This window comes from Rothia nasimurium (assembly GCF_928381705.1).
Taxonomy (GTDB): domain Bacteria; phylum Actinomycetota; class Actinomycetes; order Actinomycetales; family Micrococcaceae; genus Rothia; species Rothia nasimurium_G.
Window position 1 is genome coordinate 186173 of record NZ_CAKMSR010000002.1, and the last position, 14831, is coordinate 201003.

A 14831-nucleotide genomic window follows, 5' to 3' on the forward strand; every position below is an offset into this window, starting at 1 on the left:
TTTCTGGAGCTAGAGCAGGGTAGGCTGCTCCCCCTCGTCCGCCCCCGCCTCGCGCAGGGCAGCGATAGCCCGCTCAAAGTCATCGAGCGACTCAAAGGCCTGATAGACGCTGGCAAAACGCAGGTAGGCGACGGTATCCAGCTTCGACAGGGGCTCAAGGATAGACAGCCCTACCTCATGGGCGTCAATCTCAGCGATACCCTTCGCACGGATTGCCTCTTCGACTTCCTGCGCTAGCTTAGCCAGGTCGTCCTCCCCCACGGGGCGCCCCTGGCAGGCCTTACGCACGCCAGAGACAATCTTGGCCCGGTCAAAGGGTTCGGTCACGCCACTTCGCTTAATCACCGAAACAGCGGTGGTTTCGACGGTGGTAAACCGCTTGCCACAGTTGCTGCACTGGCGGCGGCGGCGAATTGCTGAGTTGTCGTCGGTAGTGCGCGAGTCAACTACCTTTGAGGTGGAATTACGGCAGAAGGGGCAGTTCATGTGGTTCCTCCGGTGGGTACCTTATTTGGTCTGGCCGGTACGCGCGGTGATGGCTTCACCGTGGGCGGGTAGGTCTTCGTCATGGGCAACCGCGACAATGGCATCGCCGATCTCGGCCAGGGCGCTCTGACTGTAGTTGATGAGCTGCACAGCCTTCATAAAGACGGTGGTGTTCAGCCCCGATGCGTAGGCAGCTGAACCGCCGGTGGGCAGGACGTGGTTGGACCCTGCCGCGTAATCCCCCAGGGGCACCGGCGAGTAGGGGCCGATGAAGATAGCACCGGCGTTGCGCACCCGACCGGCCACCTCTTCTGCCTTCTCAGTATGGATTTCGAGGTGCTCTGCTGCGTAGGCATCGGCTACCGCGATTGAGGCTTCGAGACTGTCGGTGAGCACCACGCCGGACTGGGGGCCGGTCAGGGCAGTGGCCACGCGCTCGCTGTGCTTCGTCGCAGCGGCTCGTTGATTGATGGCGTCCTGCACGGCGGCGGCGAGGGTTGGGCTGTGGGTAATGAGGACGGACCCGGCGTTGGGGTCGTGTTCGGCCTGGGAGATCAGGTCGGCGGCAACGTAGTCGGGGTTGGCGGTGTCGTCGGCGATGACGGCGATTTCGGTGGTTCCAGCTTCGCCGTCCACACCCACAACGCCCTGCAGGGCTCGCTTGGCCATGGCGACAAAGATGTTTCCGGGGCCGGTGATGGTGTCGACGGGTTCAAGAACTTCACCGGCGTCGTCCAGTCCGTAGGCCATAGCGCCCAGGGCACCGGCGCCGCCGATGGCCCAGACTTCGGTGATGCCCAGCAGTCCGGCTGCGCCCAGGATGGTGGGGTGGGGCAGGCCGTCGAATTCTTTTTGGGGCGGGGTGCAGAGCACGATGGAGCCGACGCCCGCCGCCTGGGCGGGTACAGTGTTCATGATGACCGATGAGGGGTAGACGGCCAGGCCGCCGGGCACGTACACGCCGGCGCGGCGCACGGGAGTCCAGCGGTTGGTGAGGACGGCCCCGGGGGCAACTTCGATGGTCTGATCGGCGGGGCGCTGGGCGGCTGCAAAAGCACGGGTGCGCTCGATGGCAATTTCTAGGCCCTTGCGGACGCCCGGGTCAAGGTTCTCCACCGCCCGGTCGATAGCGCTCTGCGGTACGCGCAGGGCACCCTGCTCTACTCCATCGAAACGGGCGGAGAGTTCTCGCAGGTAGTCAGCGCCGCGGTCCTGTACGTTCTCGAGGATTTCGTGCACGGTGGTGAGCGCATTGCCCACGAACTCTGTGGTCTGGCGCGGGACGATACGGCGCAGCTCGGCGTAGGAGTGGTTGCTGCCGCGCAGGTCGATGGTGCGCAGGGTGAAGTCTGCAGATGCAGTTGAGTTCTGGGTGCTGTCTGTTGTGCTCACTCTTTGATTTTAACGCGGCCGTCAAGCCGCAGCGGGTTAGGCTAGTGGGTTTTCCGGCTGGTGAGATTCTGCCGCCTTGAGTTTTTCTGCCACGGCCTGCCAGCCGGGCGAACGCTTACGAGCAGGCAGGGACTCAACCACGGTGAGATAGGACTCCGCGATGAGCTCGGCTAGCAGCTCACCAGCCACATCTGGGTGGGGTACGAGACTGTACCAGTGGGTTTTGTTCATATGCCAGGCAGGGCACGCCGCCGGGTGGGTTTCGATGATAGCTGCAACGTCGGCGGGGTGGGCTTTGAGGTTGACCAGCTGGGTGCCGTCCTTCTCAGCTAGCACCATGAACCACTTGCCGCCCACGCGGGCAGCTTCGGCGTCGCTGCGGGAGGTGAAGCGGTAGAGCTCGGTTGCGGGCAGAGCCAGGGCGGACGCGGACGCCGCCTCGTAGAGGGCGCGGGAGGTGGAAAGGGGCATGGACCCCAGTTTAGTACCCCCGTTAAAGTGCAAGTGCCGCTGCAAAAAGCAACGGCACATGCACTTTTCCGATGGCAGCGACCTTACAGGGCAGCCTTGATCTCAGCTGCGCTCGCCGTCGGTGAGCCTACCTCGACCAGGCCGCGCTCGGTTACCGCCAACAGAGTGGGGTAATGGTCCACGCCCAGCCCCAGCACCTGCTGCTGCTCGGCAGCGGCGCGGGCAGCGACGTCCGGATCTTTCAGGGCCGCCCGGACGGCCTCAGCATCCAGCCCTAAGCGCTCGGCGGCAAAATCATAGGCAGCCTCGTTCGAGAGGCTCAGCCCCTCCCCGTAGAAAGCGGCCTGCAGGGCCGAGACAGCTTCCAGGGCGCGGTCTTCACCTGCTACCTGGCGCAGGGCCATGAGCCCGCGGGCAGCGTCGTTCGAGTCCATGACGGTTGACCCTTCCGCCAGCATAGCCTCGTAGCCCTGCCCAAATTCCACCCCGATCAGGGCCGAAATACGCGCATTAGCGGCGGGGATATGGCCGTACTGGCCGATGGGGACGCTGCGGTCGCCGGTGAAAAGAGCACCGTGACGCACAGTTAGGCTTACCTCTGGGTCAGCCGCCAGCTCCCGCACGGTCGGACCAAAGCCGTAGCACCAGCCGCAGTAGGTATCGAGCACATAAACGAGTTCGCGCATACCGTTCCTCTCCCTTCTCGCGCCTGCTAGCCTACTTGCCCTGGGCTGCAGCTTCGTCGGCGGAGGCGACGGTGAAACGGGTGCCAACATGGGCAGGGTTTTCGATTTCGTCAATGGTGGCGACGGCGAAATCCTGGGTTGAGACGAACATGCCGGCGGGTACATCTAGCTCAGTGCGGTAGTCACCGGTGCGAGCACCGGGGGCGATCATGGGTGAGGGGGCCAGCATGGTCCAGTTCAGGTCGGACGCTGCACGGTAGTCGCCCAGAATCTCAGCAAAGGTCTTGGCTTCGGTTAGGTATTCTTCGGGGAAGTCGGGGCTTTCCAGCAGCAGGCCCTCGCCAGCGGTGAGGGAACCGGCACCGCCGACGATGAGGAAGCGGCCGGTGGGGGCTGCTGCGATGAGGGCGCGGTGGGCGGCGATGGCTGCGGAGTAGTCGTCGCGGCTGGCGACGGAGATGACGGTTGCCTCAGATGAGTTGATGACCTCAACGAGAGCCTCGGTGTTGGCCAGGTCTAGGGCCAGGGTGCCGGCTGAGCCGCTGCGGGTGTAGCTGGTTACCTGGTGGCCGCGGTTCTGTGCTTCTGCAACGATTGCTGAGCCAACCATGCCTGCTGCGCCGATCACTGAGATGTTCATGGGGGTTCTCCTTGAAGAGTTGGTTTTCTGTATCAAACAGTTCTATAGTATGTTTTAGAAACCAATTACCTCAAGGTAACTATTAGAAGATTTTTAAAAAACTTTCAGAAAGGCCCACCGTGGCATCATCGACCCAGGTCAGCGCGGACGTCCGCCCCACCTCCCAGCCGGCAGCAGAGCAGCTGCCCGCCAACGTCCTCGACCAGAACTGCCCCTCACGCACCGTGTTGCGCCATCTCACCGACCGGTGGACTCCCCTGATTGTCACCGTGTTAGCAGACGGTGAACCGGTACGCTTCAAGGATCTCAAAAGCACCATCCAGGGGGTCTCCCCCAAAGTGCTGACCGAAACCCTGCGCTCTATGGAACGTGACGGGCTGCTGACCCGCCACATCACCGCCAGCGTTCCCCCGCGCGTGGACTACCAGCTCACCGACCTGGGGCTGACCACCGTTGAGCCGCTCACCGCCGTCCGCCTCTGGGCAGAAACCCACCTGGAAGAGGTGCAGGCCAACCGCGAGCGCTACGACGCCGCCCAGGCTCTCTAACAAACACCCTTTAACAAAGAATGTGCCGCCCGGTTCCGAGCGCAGGAGTCTTACTCCCCCGCTCGACATCAGGCGGCACATCCGGTGCTTCTTAGCTACCTAGAGGTCCAGGCAGGCCGGGCCCAGCAGCACCTTGAGGTCGCCAAAGAGGGCCGGGTTGGGGTTGACCCGAAGGTCTGCACCTAGCCTAATAAGCAGGCGCTTGGTGCGGGTGGTCATCGCGATGCGCACCTCTGATTCACCCTTGTGATTCCGCAAAATATCGCGCAGCTGGCCCAGGGTCTCCTCGGTCGCCTTGTACTCGGGAATAGCGATAGTGACCGGACCGCCAGTGCCGTCTGCTGAAATCTCGGGGATATTCAGCTCCTGGGCGCTCAGGGTCACCGACCCGTCATCACGGCGCTGCAGGCGGCCCTTGATGGTACAAATCAGGTCTTCGGCCAGCACACCGGCAATCGGCTCATAGGCGCGGCCAAAGAACATGACCTCGATAGAACCGGTGCGGTCTTCCATCTCGATACGGGCGTAGGGGTTGCCCGAGTTCTTCGCGATACGGCGGGAGACGCTAGTGATCATGCCCGCGATAGTTACGATCGCCCCATCAGGCTTGACCGAATCCTCAGAGACCAGCCCCTGAATCGTAGAGTCTGACAGCGCATCAAGGGCATCTTCGAGACCGCGTAGGGGGTGGTCAGAGACGTAGAGGCCCAGCATCTCGCGCTCAAAGTTGAGCTTATCGCGCTTCTCCCACTCGGGGACGTCCGGAATCTGTACCGCCAGCTCGTTCGCCGGGTTATCGTCGTCCAGCCCCAGCCCGCCGAAGAGGTCGAACTGACCGGCAGCCTCCTGACGCTTAACCGAGACGGTCGCGTCGATAGCCTCTTCGTGAATCATGGAAAGCGGACGCCGGTCGTGCCCCAGCGAGTCAAAGGCACCGGCCTTGATGAGGGAGTCCACGGTGCGCTTGTTACAGACGACAATCGGCACCTTGGCCAGGAAGTCGTTGAAGTTCTCGTAGCGGCCCTTTTCTTCGCGGGCATCGACCATAGCAGAGACCACGTTGGCACCCACGTTACGGATAGCGCCCATGCCGAAGCGGATATCGTCGCCCACAGGGGTGAAGTTCAGGGCAGACTCGTTCACATCGGGCGGCAGCACCGTAATCTTCATGTGGCGGCACTCGTTCAGGTAGAGGGCGAGCTTGTCCTTATCATCGCCCACTGAGGTCAGCAGTGCTGCCATGTACTCCTGGGGGTAGTGGGCCTTCAGATAGGCCGTCCAGTAGGAGACCAGACCGTAGGCCGCCGTATGAGCCTTGTTAAAGGCGTAGTCAGAGAAGGGCAGCAGAATATCCCAAAGAGCCTTTACCGCCCCTTCGGAGTAGCCGTTATCGAGCATGCCCTGGTGGAAGGTGGCATACTGCTTATCCAGCTCCTCCTTCTTCTTCTTACCCATAGCGCGACGCAAAATATCTGCCTCACCCAGGGAGTAGTTAGCGACCTTCTGGGCAATCGCCATAACCTGCTCCTGATACACAATCAGGCCGTAGGTGGTATCGAGAATCTCCGCCAGGGGCTCTTCGAGCTCCGGGTGGATGGGGGTGACCTCCTGCAGGCCGTTCTTACGCAGGGCGTAGTTGGTGTGGGAGTTCGCGCCCATGGGGCCGGGGCGGTAGAGCGCCAAGACCGCCGAAATGTGCTCAAAGTGGTCAGGCTGCATGAGCTTGAGAAGCTGGCGCATGGGCCCACCATCGAGCTGGAAGACGCCCAGAGTATCACCGCGAGCCAGGAGCTTATAGGACTCGGCGTCATCCAGTTCCAGGGTTTCAAGGTCTAGGTCTTCGCCGCGGTTGAGCTTAATGTTCTCAATCGCGTCCGAGATGATGGTCAGGTTTCGCAGGCCCAAGAAGTCCATCTTAATGAGCCCTAGCCCTTCACAGGTGGGGTAATCGAACTGGGTGATAACCTGGCCGTCCTGCTCACGGCGCATGATGGGGATAACGTCAATCAGGTCGTGGCTCGACATGATGACGCCCGCCGCGTGCACGCCCCACTGGCGCTTCAGACCCTCGATACCCTTCGCGGTCTCGAAGACCTTCGAGGCATCGGCATCAGATTCGATGAGGTCGCGCAGCTCCTGGGCATCGTTATAGCGCTTATCCTCGGGGTTATAGACGTTGGCCAGGGCAATGTTCTTGCCCATGACGTCCTCGGGCATGGCCTTGGTCAGGCGCTCGCCGGTGGAGAAGGGGTAGCCCAGCACGCGAGAGGAGTCCTTGAGGGCCTGCTTAGCCTTGATGGTGCCGTAGGTGACGATCATTGCCACCTTGTCTTCGCCGTACTTCTCGGTCACATAGTGAATCACTTCAGAACGGCGGCGATCATCGAAGTCCACGTCGAAGTCGGGCATGGAGACGCGGTCGGGGTTGAGGAAGCGTTCGAAAATCAGGTCGTGCTCTAGGGGGTTCAGGTCGGTGATACGCATGGCGTAGGCTACCATAGAGCCCGCGCCTGAACCACGGCCAGGCCCTACTCGGATACCGTTCTCCTTGGCCCAGTTGATGAAGTCAGCAACCACCAGGAAGTAGCCGGGGAAGCCCATCTGCGAGATGATGCCCACCTCGTACTCGGCCTGTTTGCGCACCTCATCGGGCACACCCTTGGGGAAGCGGTAGTGCAGGCCGCGCTCAACCTCTTTGACGAACCAGGATTCCTCGTTTTCGCCCTCGGGCACGGGGAAGTTGGGCATGTAGTTGGCCTTGGTATTGAATTCCACGGAGCATCGCTCGGCGATTTCCATGGTGTTGTTGCAGGCCTCGGGGTAGTCGCGGAAGAGCTCGCGCATCTCAGCCGGCGACTTGAGGTAGAAGTTATCGGCATCGAACTTGAAGCGCTTGGGATCCTGCAGGGTGGAGCCTGACTGCACGCACAGCAGCGCGGCGTGGGCCTTGGCGTCCTCTGCGTGGGTGTAGTGCAGGTCGTTAGTGGCAACCAGGGGGAGGTTCAGTTCTTTGGCCAGCTTGAGCAGGTCGGCCATGACGTTCTTCTCGATATCAAGCCCGTGGTCCATGAGCTCGCAGTAGAAGTTTTCTTTGCCGAAGATATCGCGGAAGTCGCTGGCTGCCTGCATTGCCTCCTTGTACTGGCCCAGGCGCAGGCGGGTCTGCACCTCGCCCGAGGGGCAGCCGGTGGTGGCGATCAGACCCTTACCGTAGGTCTGGAGTAGCTCACGGTCCATACGCGGCTTATAGAAGTGGCCTTCAAGCGAGGCTAGAGAGGACGCCCGGAACAGGTTATGCATACCCTGGGTGTTCTCTGCCCACATGGTCATATGGGTATAAGCACCACCACCGGAGACGTCATCGCGCCCGCCCTCACCAAATTTCACGCGGGTGCGATCCTGACGGGCGGTACCCGGGGTCAGGTAGGCCTCCACACCGATAATGGGTTTAACCCCGGCGTTATTGGCCTTGTTCCAAAAGTCGAAGGCACCAAAGAGGAAGCCGTGGTCGGTGGTTGCCAGGGCATTCATGCCCAGCTGCTTCGAGTGCTCAAAGAGGTCGGTTAGACGGGCAGCGCCATCGAGCATGGAGTACTCGGTGTGCACGTGCAGGTGGGTGAAGTCGGTGTTAGCCATGCGGGTTGCGTCCTTAGCGTCGGGCTCTAGAAGTTGCCCTCACGCAGGGTATCGAGAGCGTACTGAAGGTCAGGGGTGTAGGGGCTTTCGAACTCCACCTGCTCGCCGCTGGTGGGGTGGGTGAAGCCCAGCCGGTGGGCATGCAGCCACTGGCGGGTGAGGCCCAGATGCGCGCTCATGGTGGGGTCTGCCCCGTAGGTCAGGTCGCCCGCGCAGGGGTGGCGCAGGGCAGAGAAATGCACACGAATCTGGTGGGTGCGGCCGGTTTCAAGGTGCACCTCAACCAAGGACGCTGGCCCAAAGGCTTCGAGCACCTCATAGTGGGTGATAGCCGGCTTGCCGTCCTCGTTGACCGCAAACTTCCATTCGCTGCCGGGGTGGCGGCCAATAGGGGCATCGATAGTACCCTTGAGCGGGTCGGGTAGCCCCTGCACTAGGGTGTGGTAGACCTTGGTGACGGTACGGTCCTTGAAGGCCTTCTTCATGACCGAGTAGGCTCGCTCGTTCTTAGTCACAACCATCAGCCCCGAGGTTCCGACGTCCAGGCGGTGCACAATCCCCTGACGCTCAGCAGCACCGCTGGTGGCAATATCAATCCCGGCGTGCTTCAGCGCCCCGACAACCGTAGGGCCGTGCCAGCCCATCGACGGGTGGGCAGCAACACCGGTAGGCTTATCGACCACCACGATATCGTCATCCTGGTAGACAATCGAAAAGCCATCAACCTGCTCAGCCTCAATCTGCGTTAGATCACGCGGCGGGGTGCCCGCAGCCTGCACGGTCATTCCCTCAAGCAGTTTGGACGAAGCCTTAGCCTTCACTCCCCTGCCCTTGGCATCGAGAAGCTGAACCTCGCCGTCCTTAACCCAGCTACTCACCGTTGTGCGCGACTGGCCGCTCAGCTCAGCGAGCAGGGCATCAAGCCGGGTACCGGCCTGGTCGGCTCCTACCACAAATGTCAGTTCAATCTTCTGAGACACTAGACCCCCACCTCGTTCTTCTTTGCCTTATTGGCTCGTACTTCACGCTGACCGTCCATGCGGTAGCCCAGAAAAGTCAGCAGAACAATCGCCGCCATTGATACGCAGATAGCGGCATCGGCAATATTAAAAATCGCAAAATTCGGTACAGAAATATAATCGACCACGTGCCCGATGCCAAAGCCAGGCTCCCGGAAGAGGCGGTCGTGTAGGTTGCCCACGATGCCCCCTGCCAGGGTTGCCAGCAGAATAACCCAGGGTAGGGTCTTAGCCCGTACCACCAGGGTCAGCGCCACCAGGGCGCCCACCGTTGAGATCAGGGTAAATAACCAGGTCGACCCCTCACCCATAGAGAAAGCGGCACCCGGGTTCAGGTAATAACGCCACCAAAGCAAGCCGTCGATCACGGTGATGGTCTGCCCCACGGTCATGGTGGTCTCTACCAGGTGCTTGACCCACTGGTCAGCCCCGTATACCAGGGCAAAGAGGGCCAGGGCTAGCAGGGCCTTAGCCACCCCAGAAATCGTACGAACCGGCACCAAAACTGTGCCCTCCTGCTGGGTTTTAGCCACCGTACTCCCTGCCTTCAAACATCAAAAACTGCACACACCAGCTTATCGCGTTCGGCACCCAGCCGGTACCGCGGGGCGGTATCTTAAACATCTCAGGCGGCCCCTCTTACCGAGGAGCCGCCTGAGCGTATTGAGGCTACCGCCTAAACACTAGGAAAGCCTAGGAGTTGTTGCTGAAAACCCCGTTACGCTGGCCAAACGCGCCGAAGCCCTGGGACTGTGCTGCCGCTGCGGCGGGAGCGCCCTCAGCCTTGGGTTCAAGAGCGGGGGTCTCTTCGAGGGTGGTCAGCTGCTTGTTCAGGTAATCGCGCAGGGAAGTGCGGTACTGGTTCTCGAAGGAACGCAGCTTGGCAACAGAAACCTCGAGGTCGCTCTTGGTCTTTTCCAGATCGCCAAGCACCTGGTTCGACTTCTGCTCAGCTTCAGAAACAAGCTTGGCGGCTTCGTCACGACCTTCGGTAATCAGGCGTTCACGCTCGCGCTTGCCCTCGAAGACGTAGTCATCGTGAACCTTCTGGGCCATAGCCAGCAGGCCGGTGGCGCTAGAGGGTGACAGAGTGGGCTCAGCGGCGGCAGGTGCTGCTGCCGGAGCAGGAGTTGCCGCAGCGGGCTGAGAATCAACGACGATTTCAGCCTCGGCCAGGGCACCGCCCTGCTGCTGGGCAGGAGCCAGTGAAATCTTCGCCTCTGCCTCTTCAAGCTGGCGCTTGAGGCTAGCATTCTCGGCGTTCAGACGACGCAGTTCAATGACAATCTCGTCAAGGAAATCGTCAACCTCTTCAGGGTTGTAGCCTTCCTTGAACTTAGTCGGCTGGAAGCGCTTATTGATTACTTCCTCAGGCGTGAGTGCCACGATCATTCACCTCTATTTTCTAAAAATCTTTATGCTTTGGCCCGTAGTGTTCCCGGTGCGCAGTATGTGCTGGAGTCAGGCGCATGAAGCTCGAACTTTCAGCGCGCTAAAAGTTCGGGTAGTCCCCTATTTACTACAACACAAAATTACCTGGCAAAGGGGCACCGCGCAACACTATGACCCCAGTTAAGTGTGAGCCACTGGTCACGTCACCACTTGAGGGGACAACCCCCAGCCTGCTGACTGACAGGCTTCAAGAGCCACCTTGCACACCCTAACATGCAGCAGGCGTTTACCTACCAGGTTCTAAACGGAGAGGTTGTAGGCCAGGTTAGTTAGCAAGGAATAAGCGAACCAGAGAGCCATCAACAGAATCATGAAGCCCAGATCCAGGGAGATACCGCCCAGGTTAATGGGTTTAATTAGGCGGCGGGCAGCATTCATGGGCGGGTCAGTGACCGCATACACAAACGATGCAATTACCAGCACTAGACCCTTGGGCCGCCAGTAGCGGGCAAACATCTGCACCCAGTCGAGCACCAGGCGAATCATGAACACAACAATCAGCAGGTAGGCCGCGATGGCCAGCAGTGCAAAGAGATAGCCCACTGCGGTTTAGGCCTGGTTGAAGGGGGTGACGTCGTCGCTGTCCAGAGCTACAGGCACTTCGGTGCCTTCGGCACCGAGAACCTCAAGGTTAGCGGGGGTCAGCAGGAAGACCTTGTCGGTCACACGCTCGATGTGGCCGTTCAGGGCAAAAGCCAGGCCTGCAGAGAAGTCGATGAGACGCTTGGCGTCGGTATCACCCATGTCGGTGACATTCATGATCACGGGAATGTTCTCACGGAAGGACTCACCGATAATCTTGGCGTCGTTGTAGGAGCGGGGGTGAATGGTGGTGATACGGCGCAATTCTTCGCTGCTTTCTTCGGAGAAGGAGGGGGTCAGGGCGGTTGAGGTGTAGTTGGTTGCCTGCTGGCGGGTACCGGGGAAGTCCCAGTCGGTGCTGGTGCTTTCGGCCTGCTCAAGAAGCTGGTCGTCAGCCTCGGCTACAGAAACGCTGCCGGTGGCTGCTTCGGGAGCCGGACGGCTGCGGGGGGTCTCGGGTGAAATACCCAGAAGGACGTCGCGGTCAGCGGTTGATGAGATATGGGCGCGCCCTTCGGTGGGAGCCAGCTCATCGGGGTAGGCGTCGTAGTGGTCGTCAGCCTCGAAAACGGTCTCTTCGTAGATCGTTTCGGGGCGGCGCTGGGGCCGCTCTGTGCGCTGCGCTTCGTCTTCTACCTGGCCCAGGCCCAGGTAGGCCATTGCCTGGTGTAGTGTGCGAGCCATTCTTACCCTCCCTATGAGTAGCCTGTCCGCCGGTTGACGGGGCTTACAAACCTCTGTTCCTATCAACCTTTTACGGTACCAAAAAGTTGCCTGTCTTTCTCGCAGACAAGCCCAAGGGAAACCTCAGTATTCCCGATGAATTATGAGCGTCTGCCCTTAGTGGGCCGGGCGGGCTCCCATAATCGAGGAGCCAACCCGCACCGAGGTAGCTCCCCAGCGTATGGCCTCAGCCAGATCGTGGCTCATACCCGCTGAGATAGTGGTGGCCTCGGGGTAGTGTTCCAGCAGCTGCTGGGAGTAGCCGTGCAGTCTCTCAAAGGCGACTGCGGCGTCCTGCCCCAGCGGGGCAACCGCCATGAGCCCGCCCAGGGTGAGGCCCGGCAGGGAGCTAATATGGTCGGCAAGGGCCAAAATCTCGGTGGGGTCTACTCCCCCGCGCGCGCCCAGGGCAGCCTGCCCGGCGGTGGCTTCAACAGTGGTATCGAGCCCTACCTGGATAAGGCAGCGCAGACCACCCTGTGCCAGTGCTGCCGGGGCGTCCGCATCACCGTTCTCATAGCGGGCCAGACGATTGACGTAGGCCTTAGAGAGGGCATCGGCAAGCTGGGGGCGGTCAACCGACTGCACCTCGTGCGCGTACTGCACCACAGACTTAGCCTTGTTGGTCTGTAACTGGCCGATAAAGGACCAGCGCAGCGGGTCATCGCTGCCCGTGTAGGCGGCCAGCTCACGAGCCTTGCCAGCGGCCTCTTGGTCGCGGTTCTCACCCACAGCGCGCACACCCGCGTCATACAGGGCGGCGGCATCTGAGGCCGGGAAAAACTTAGTGACCACAATCAGCTCGGGCAGGGGGGACGAGGCGGTTCGGGCGCCGCTCATATCTTCCGCAGCGTCCTGAATGCGGGCCTGCACCTGAGCTAGACGGTCACTGAGTTCTGCACGACGTTCGGGGCTGTAGGTCAGGGTCATATTTCCATTCCTTAGAGCGGGCATCTGGGTTAAAGGTGGGAGGGGCTGGGCATCTCAGTGGCCAAAGGACCAGCTTCTACCCAGACCAGGCCAGCAATACGCCCGGCGGGCTCCTGACTCTGAGTATGGCCGCGGTGCGAGAAGAGGTGCTCATGTTCAAAGGTACAGGCCGCAAGGTCGCTATGCACGCGGGTTACCTGCGGCAGGGAGGCGAGGACGGCACGAGCCCCGGCAGGCAGGTCAAGGCCAGGAGTGCCCCAGGAGGTGGTGGAATAAACCTGGGGAATCAGCTCAGCAGATTCCTGCCGCATGGCCTCAGGAACCTCGTAGCAGCGTCCGCAGATTGAGGGGCCAATCCAGGCCTGAATATTCTCGGCACCGTTCTGTGCCATGGCCTCAACCTGGCGTTGAATCACTCCATCGAGCAGGCCCCGCCGCCCGGCGTGGGCCACGCCCAAGACCGGCTGGCCCGTTACAGCGTGCTCCCCCACAAAGACCAAGGGAATGCAGTCAGCCACCATAATGGCCAGGGGCCGCCCCTCACAAGAGACGGCAGCATCGGCGACCGGTGCAGTATCGAGAATCTCTTGAGGGTTAAGATCCTTCTCGGTTTCGGTGCTAAGCCGGTCTGAGGCGTCCGCATCAAAGACCACGGTGCCGTGCACCTGGTTGAGGTAGGTAAAGCCGCAGGACGCGCCTTCCCCCAGCAGCGCTTCTTCAAGGGTCTGCCGGTGGGCCAGGGTCTGGTCAAGGTCATCGCCCACGTGCAGACCCAGGTTACCGGCAGCAGCCGATGTGAAGGCTACATTGACCCGGGCACCATTCGCCAGGGTTACTAGCCGGTGGGAGAAAAGAGCGTCGACCATGGGCCTCGCCTACCTTTCGAAAAAGAGCGGGAAATACTGAAGGGGGTGAAAGCTAAGTCTAGCTTTCACCCCCTCTCGGCCTTTAGACGGCTTGTTTCCGTCTAGGGTGTGGGTCTGAAGTCTTTACTTCAGGAAGTCGGGCACATCGAGGGTGTCACGACGTGCTGACTGGGAGTCCTCAACAACGGGGGGCAGGTCAACATCGAAGCCAGCGTTAGTGGGAACGTCATTGCCGCCCTTGTTCCAGCTGTTACCTGCTGCGGGTGCTGAACCGAAGCCAGCGCCTGCGGCGGGAGCCGCTGAAGCGCCACCGAAGTTCTGCTGGGTACGAGCAGCCTGGTTAGCGGCGGGGTTGGTGTTGTTGGAGTTGGTTTCGGGGTTGACCGAGTCAAAGCCTGCGGCAATAACGGTCACGCGAGCCTCGTCACCCAGAGCGTCGTCGATGACGGCACCGAAGATGATGTTGGCGTCGGGGTGGGCAACTTCCTGCACCAGGCGAGCAGCTTCGTTGATTTCGAAGAGGCCCAGGTCTGAACCACCCTGGATGGAGAGCAGAACGCCATGAGCACCGTCGATGGATGCTTCCAACAGGGGTGAGGCAATAGCCAGTTCGGCTGCCTTGACGGCGCGGTCTTCACCGGAGGCTGAGCCGATACCCATGAGAGCTGAACCTGCACCCTGCATGACGGACTTGACGTCTGCGAAGTCGAGGTTGATCAGGCCGGGGGTGGTGATCAGGTCGGTGATGCCCTGGACACCGGAAAGCAGAACCTGGTCTGCTGACTTGAAGGCGTCGAGCATGGAGACGTTGCGGTCTGAGATGGAAAGCAGGCGATCGTTAGGAATAACGATCAGGGTGTCGACCTCGTCGCGCAGGGCGGCGATGCCGGTCTCTGCCTGGTTGGAGCGGCGACGGCCTTCGAAGGTGAAGGGGCGGGTCACAACACCGATGGTCAGTGCGCCCAGAGAACGAGCAATGCGGGCAACAACGGGGGCGCCACCGGTACCGGTGCCACCACCTTCACCTGCGGTCACGAAGACCATGTCGGCACCCTTAAGTACCTCTTCGATTTCCTGTTCGTGGTCTTCTGCTGCCTGGCGTCCAACGTCGGGGTTAGCGCCTGCGCCCAGGCCGCGGGTCAGTTCGCGACCTACGTCGAGCTTGACGTCTGCATCAGACATGAGCAGAGCCTGGGCGTCGGTGTTGATCGCAATGAATTCAACGCCACGCAGACCAACCTCAATCATGCGGTTGACAGCGTTGACGCCACCGCCGCCGATACCGACGACCTTAATGACTGCCAGGTAGTTCTGGGGAGTTGCTGTATCCATGGATTCCCTACTAATTTGTGCCTTGTTTCAAACCAACTCAACCTTAGAGTGAAAGTTGAGATTGGAGT

At 60.9% G+C, this 14831-nt stretch carries 15 protein-coding genes; 1 reads left to right on the top strand and 14 read right to left on the bottom strand.

Annotation, left to right across the window (positions count from 1 at the left end):
- Window positions 1–9: 9 nt before the first annotated feature.
- From nrdR to L6762_RS02575, 5 genes are all read right to left on the bottom strand, one after another.
- Window positions 10–486: a transcriptional regulator NrdR gene (nrdR, locus tag L6762_RS02555; protein WP_135011358.1), complete on the bottom strand. Its 477-nt coding sequence runs from the start codon at window positions 484–486 to the stop codon at window positions 10–12.
- Between the two features lie 21 nt (window positions 487–507).
- Window positions 508–1878 (bottom strand): histidinol dehydrogenase, encoded by a 1371-nt coding sequence (gene hisD, locus L6762_RS02560; RefSeq protein WP_237185420.1) that lies wholly within the window; start codon window positions 1876–1878, stop codon window positions 508–510.
- A 36-nt stretch (window positions 1879–1914) separates the two neighbouring features.
- Window positions 1915–2349: an MmcQ/YjbR family DNA-binding protein gene (locus L6762_RS02565; RefSeq protein ID WP_237185421.1), complete on the bottom strand. Its 435-nt coding sequence runs from the start codon at window positions 2347–2349 to the stop codon at window positions 1915–1917.
- 83 nt (window positions 2350–2432) lie between these two features.
- Window positions 2433–3035, bottom strand: a complete 603-nt coding sequence (locus L6762_RS02570) for a DsbA family protein (RefSeq protein WP_237185422.1) — start codon at window positions 3033–3035, stop codon at window positions 2433–2435.
- A 31-nt stretch (window positions 3036–3066) separates the two neighbouring features.
- On the bottom strand, window positions 3067–3675 hold the full coding sequence (locus L6762_RS02575; protein WP_237185423.1) for an NAD(P)-dependent oxidoreductase: 609 nt from the start codon (window positions 3673–3675) through the stop codon (window positions 3067–3069).
- 119 nt (window positions 3676–3794) lie between these two features.
- Between L6762_RS02575 and L6762_RS02580 the strand changes: the two genes are divergently transcribed.
- Window positions 3795–4223 carry a winged helix-turn-helix transcriptional regulator gene (locus tag L6762_RS02580; protein WP_237185424.1) on the top strand — a complete coding sequence of 143 codons (429 nt, stop codon included), beginning with the start codon at window positions 3795–3797 and terminating at the stop codon, window positions 4221–4223.
- Between the two features lie 99 nt (window positions 4224–4322).
- Here L6762_RS02580 and dnaE read toward each other — a convergent pair whose 3' ends face one another.
- From dnaE to ftsZ, 9 genes are all read right to left on the bottom strand, one after another.
- The gene (dnaE, locus tag L6762_RS02585) at window positions 4323–7859 is read right to left on the bottom strand and encodes a DNA polymerase III subunit alpha (RefSeq protein ID WP_237185425.1); all 3537 of its coding nucleotides are present in this window, start codon (window positions 7857–7859) and stop codon (window positions 4323–4325) included.
- A 26-nt stretch (window positions 7860–7885) separates the two neighbouring features.
- The gene (locus L6762_RS02590; RefSeq protein WP_237185426.1) at window positions 7886–8839 is read right to left on the bottom strand and encodes an RluA family pseudouridine synthase; all 954 of its coding nucleotides are present in this window, start codon (window positions 8837–8839) and stop codon (window positions 7886–7888) included.
- Window positions 8839–9411 carry a signal peptidase II gene (gene lspA / locus L6762_RS02595; RefSeq protein WP_237185427.1) on the bottom strand — a complete coding sequence of 191 codons (573 nt, stop codon included), beginning with the start codon at window positions 9409–9411 and terminating at the stop codon, window positions 8839–8841. The genes L6762_RS02590 and lspA overlap by 1 nt, the downstream gene beginning before the upstream one ends.
- Before the next feature lie 160 nt (window positions 9412–9571).
- Window positions 9572–10264, bottom strand: coding sequence for a DivIVA domain-containing protein (locus L6762_RS02600; protein ID WP_237185428.1), 693 nt, complete (start codon window positions 10262–10264; stop codon window positions 9572–9574).
- 306 nt (window positions 10265–10570) lie between these two features.
- Complete coding sequence (locus tag L6762_RS02605; RefSeq protein WP_237185429.1) at window positions 10571–10873, bottom strand: YggT family protein; 303 nt, start codon at window positions 10871–10873, stop codon at window positions 10571–10573.
- 6 nt (window positions 10874–10879) lie between these two features.
- Window positions 10880–11596 carry a cell division protein SepF gene (locus L6762_RS11935; RefSeq protein WP_272878680.1) on the bottom strand — a complete coding sequence of 239 codons (717 nt, stop codon included), beginning with the start codon at window positions 11594–11596 and terminating at the stop codon, window positions 10880–10882.
- A 156-nt stretch (window positions 11597–11752) separates the two neighbouring features.
- Window positions 11753–12565 (bottom strand): YggS family pyridoxal phosphate-dependent enzyme, encoded by an 813-nt coding sequence (locus L6762_RS02615; RefSeq protein ID WP_237185430.1) that lies wholly within the window; start codon window positions 12563–12565, stop codon window positions 11753–11755.
- A 29-nt stretch (window positions 12566–12594) separates the two neighbouring features.
- Window positions 12595–13431 carry a polyphenol oxidase family protein gene (locus L6762_RS02620; RefSeq protein ID WP_237185431.1) on the bottom strand — a complete coding sequence of 279 codons (837 nt, stop codon included), beginning with the start codon at window positions 13429–13431 and terminating at the stop codon, window positions 12595–12597.
- 123 nt (window positions 13432–13554) lie between these two features.
- A complete protein-coding gene (gene ftsZ, locus L6762_RS02625; RefSeq protein WP_237185432.1) occupies window positions 13555–14763 on the bottom strand; it encodes a cell division protein FtsZ in 1209 nt (402 codons plus the stop codon).
- Between the last annotated feature and the right edge of the window lie 68 nt (window positions 14764–14831).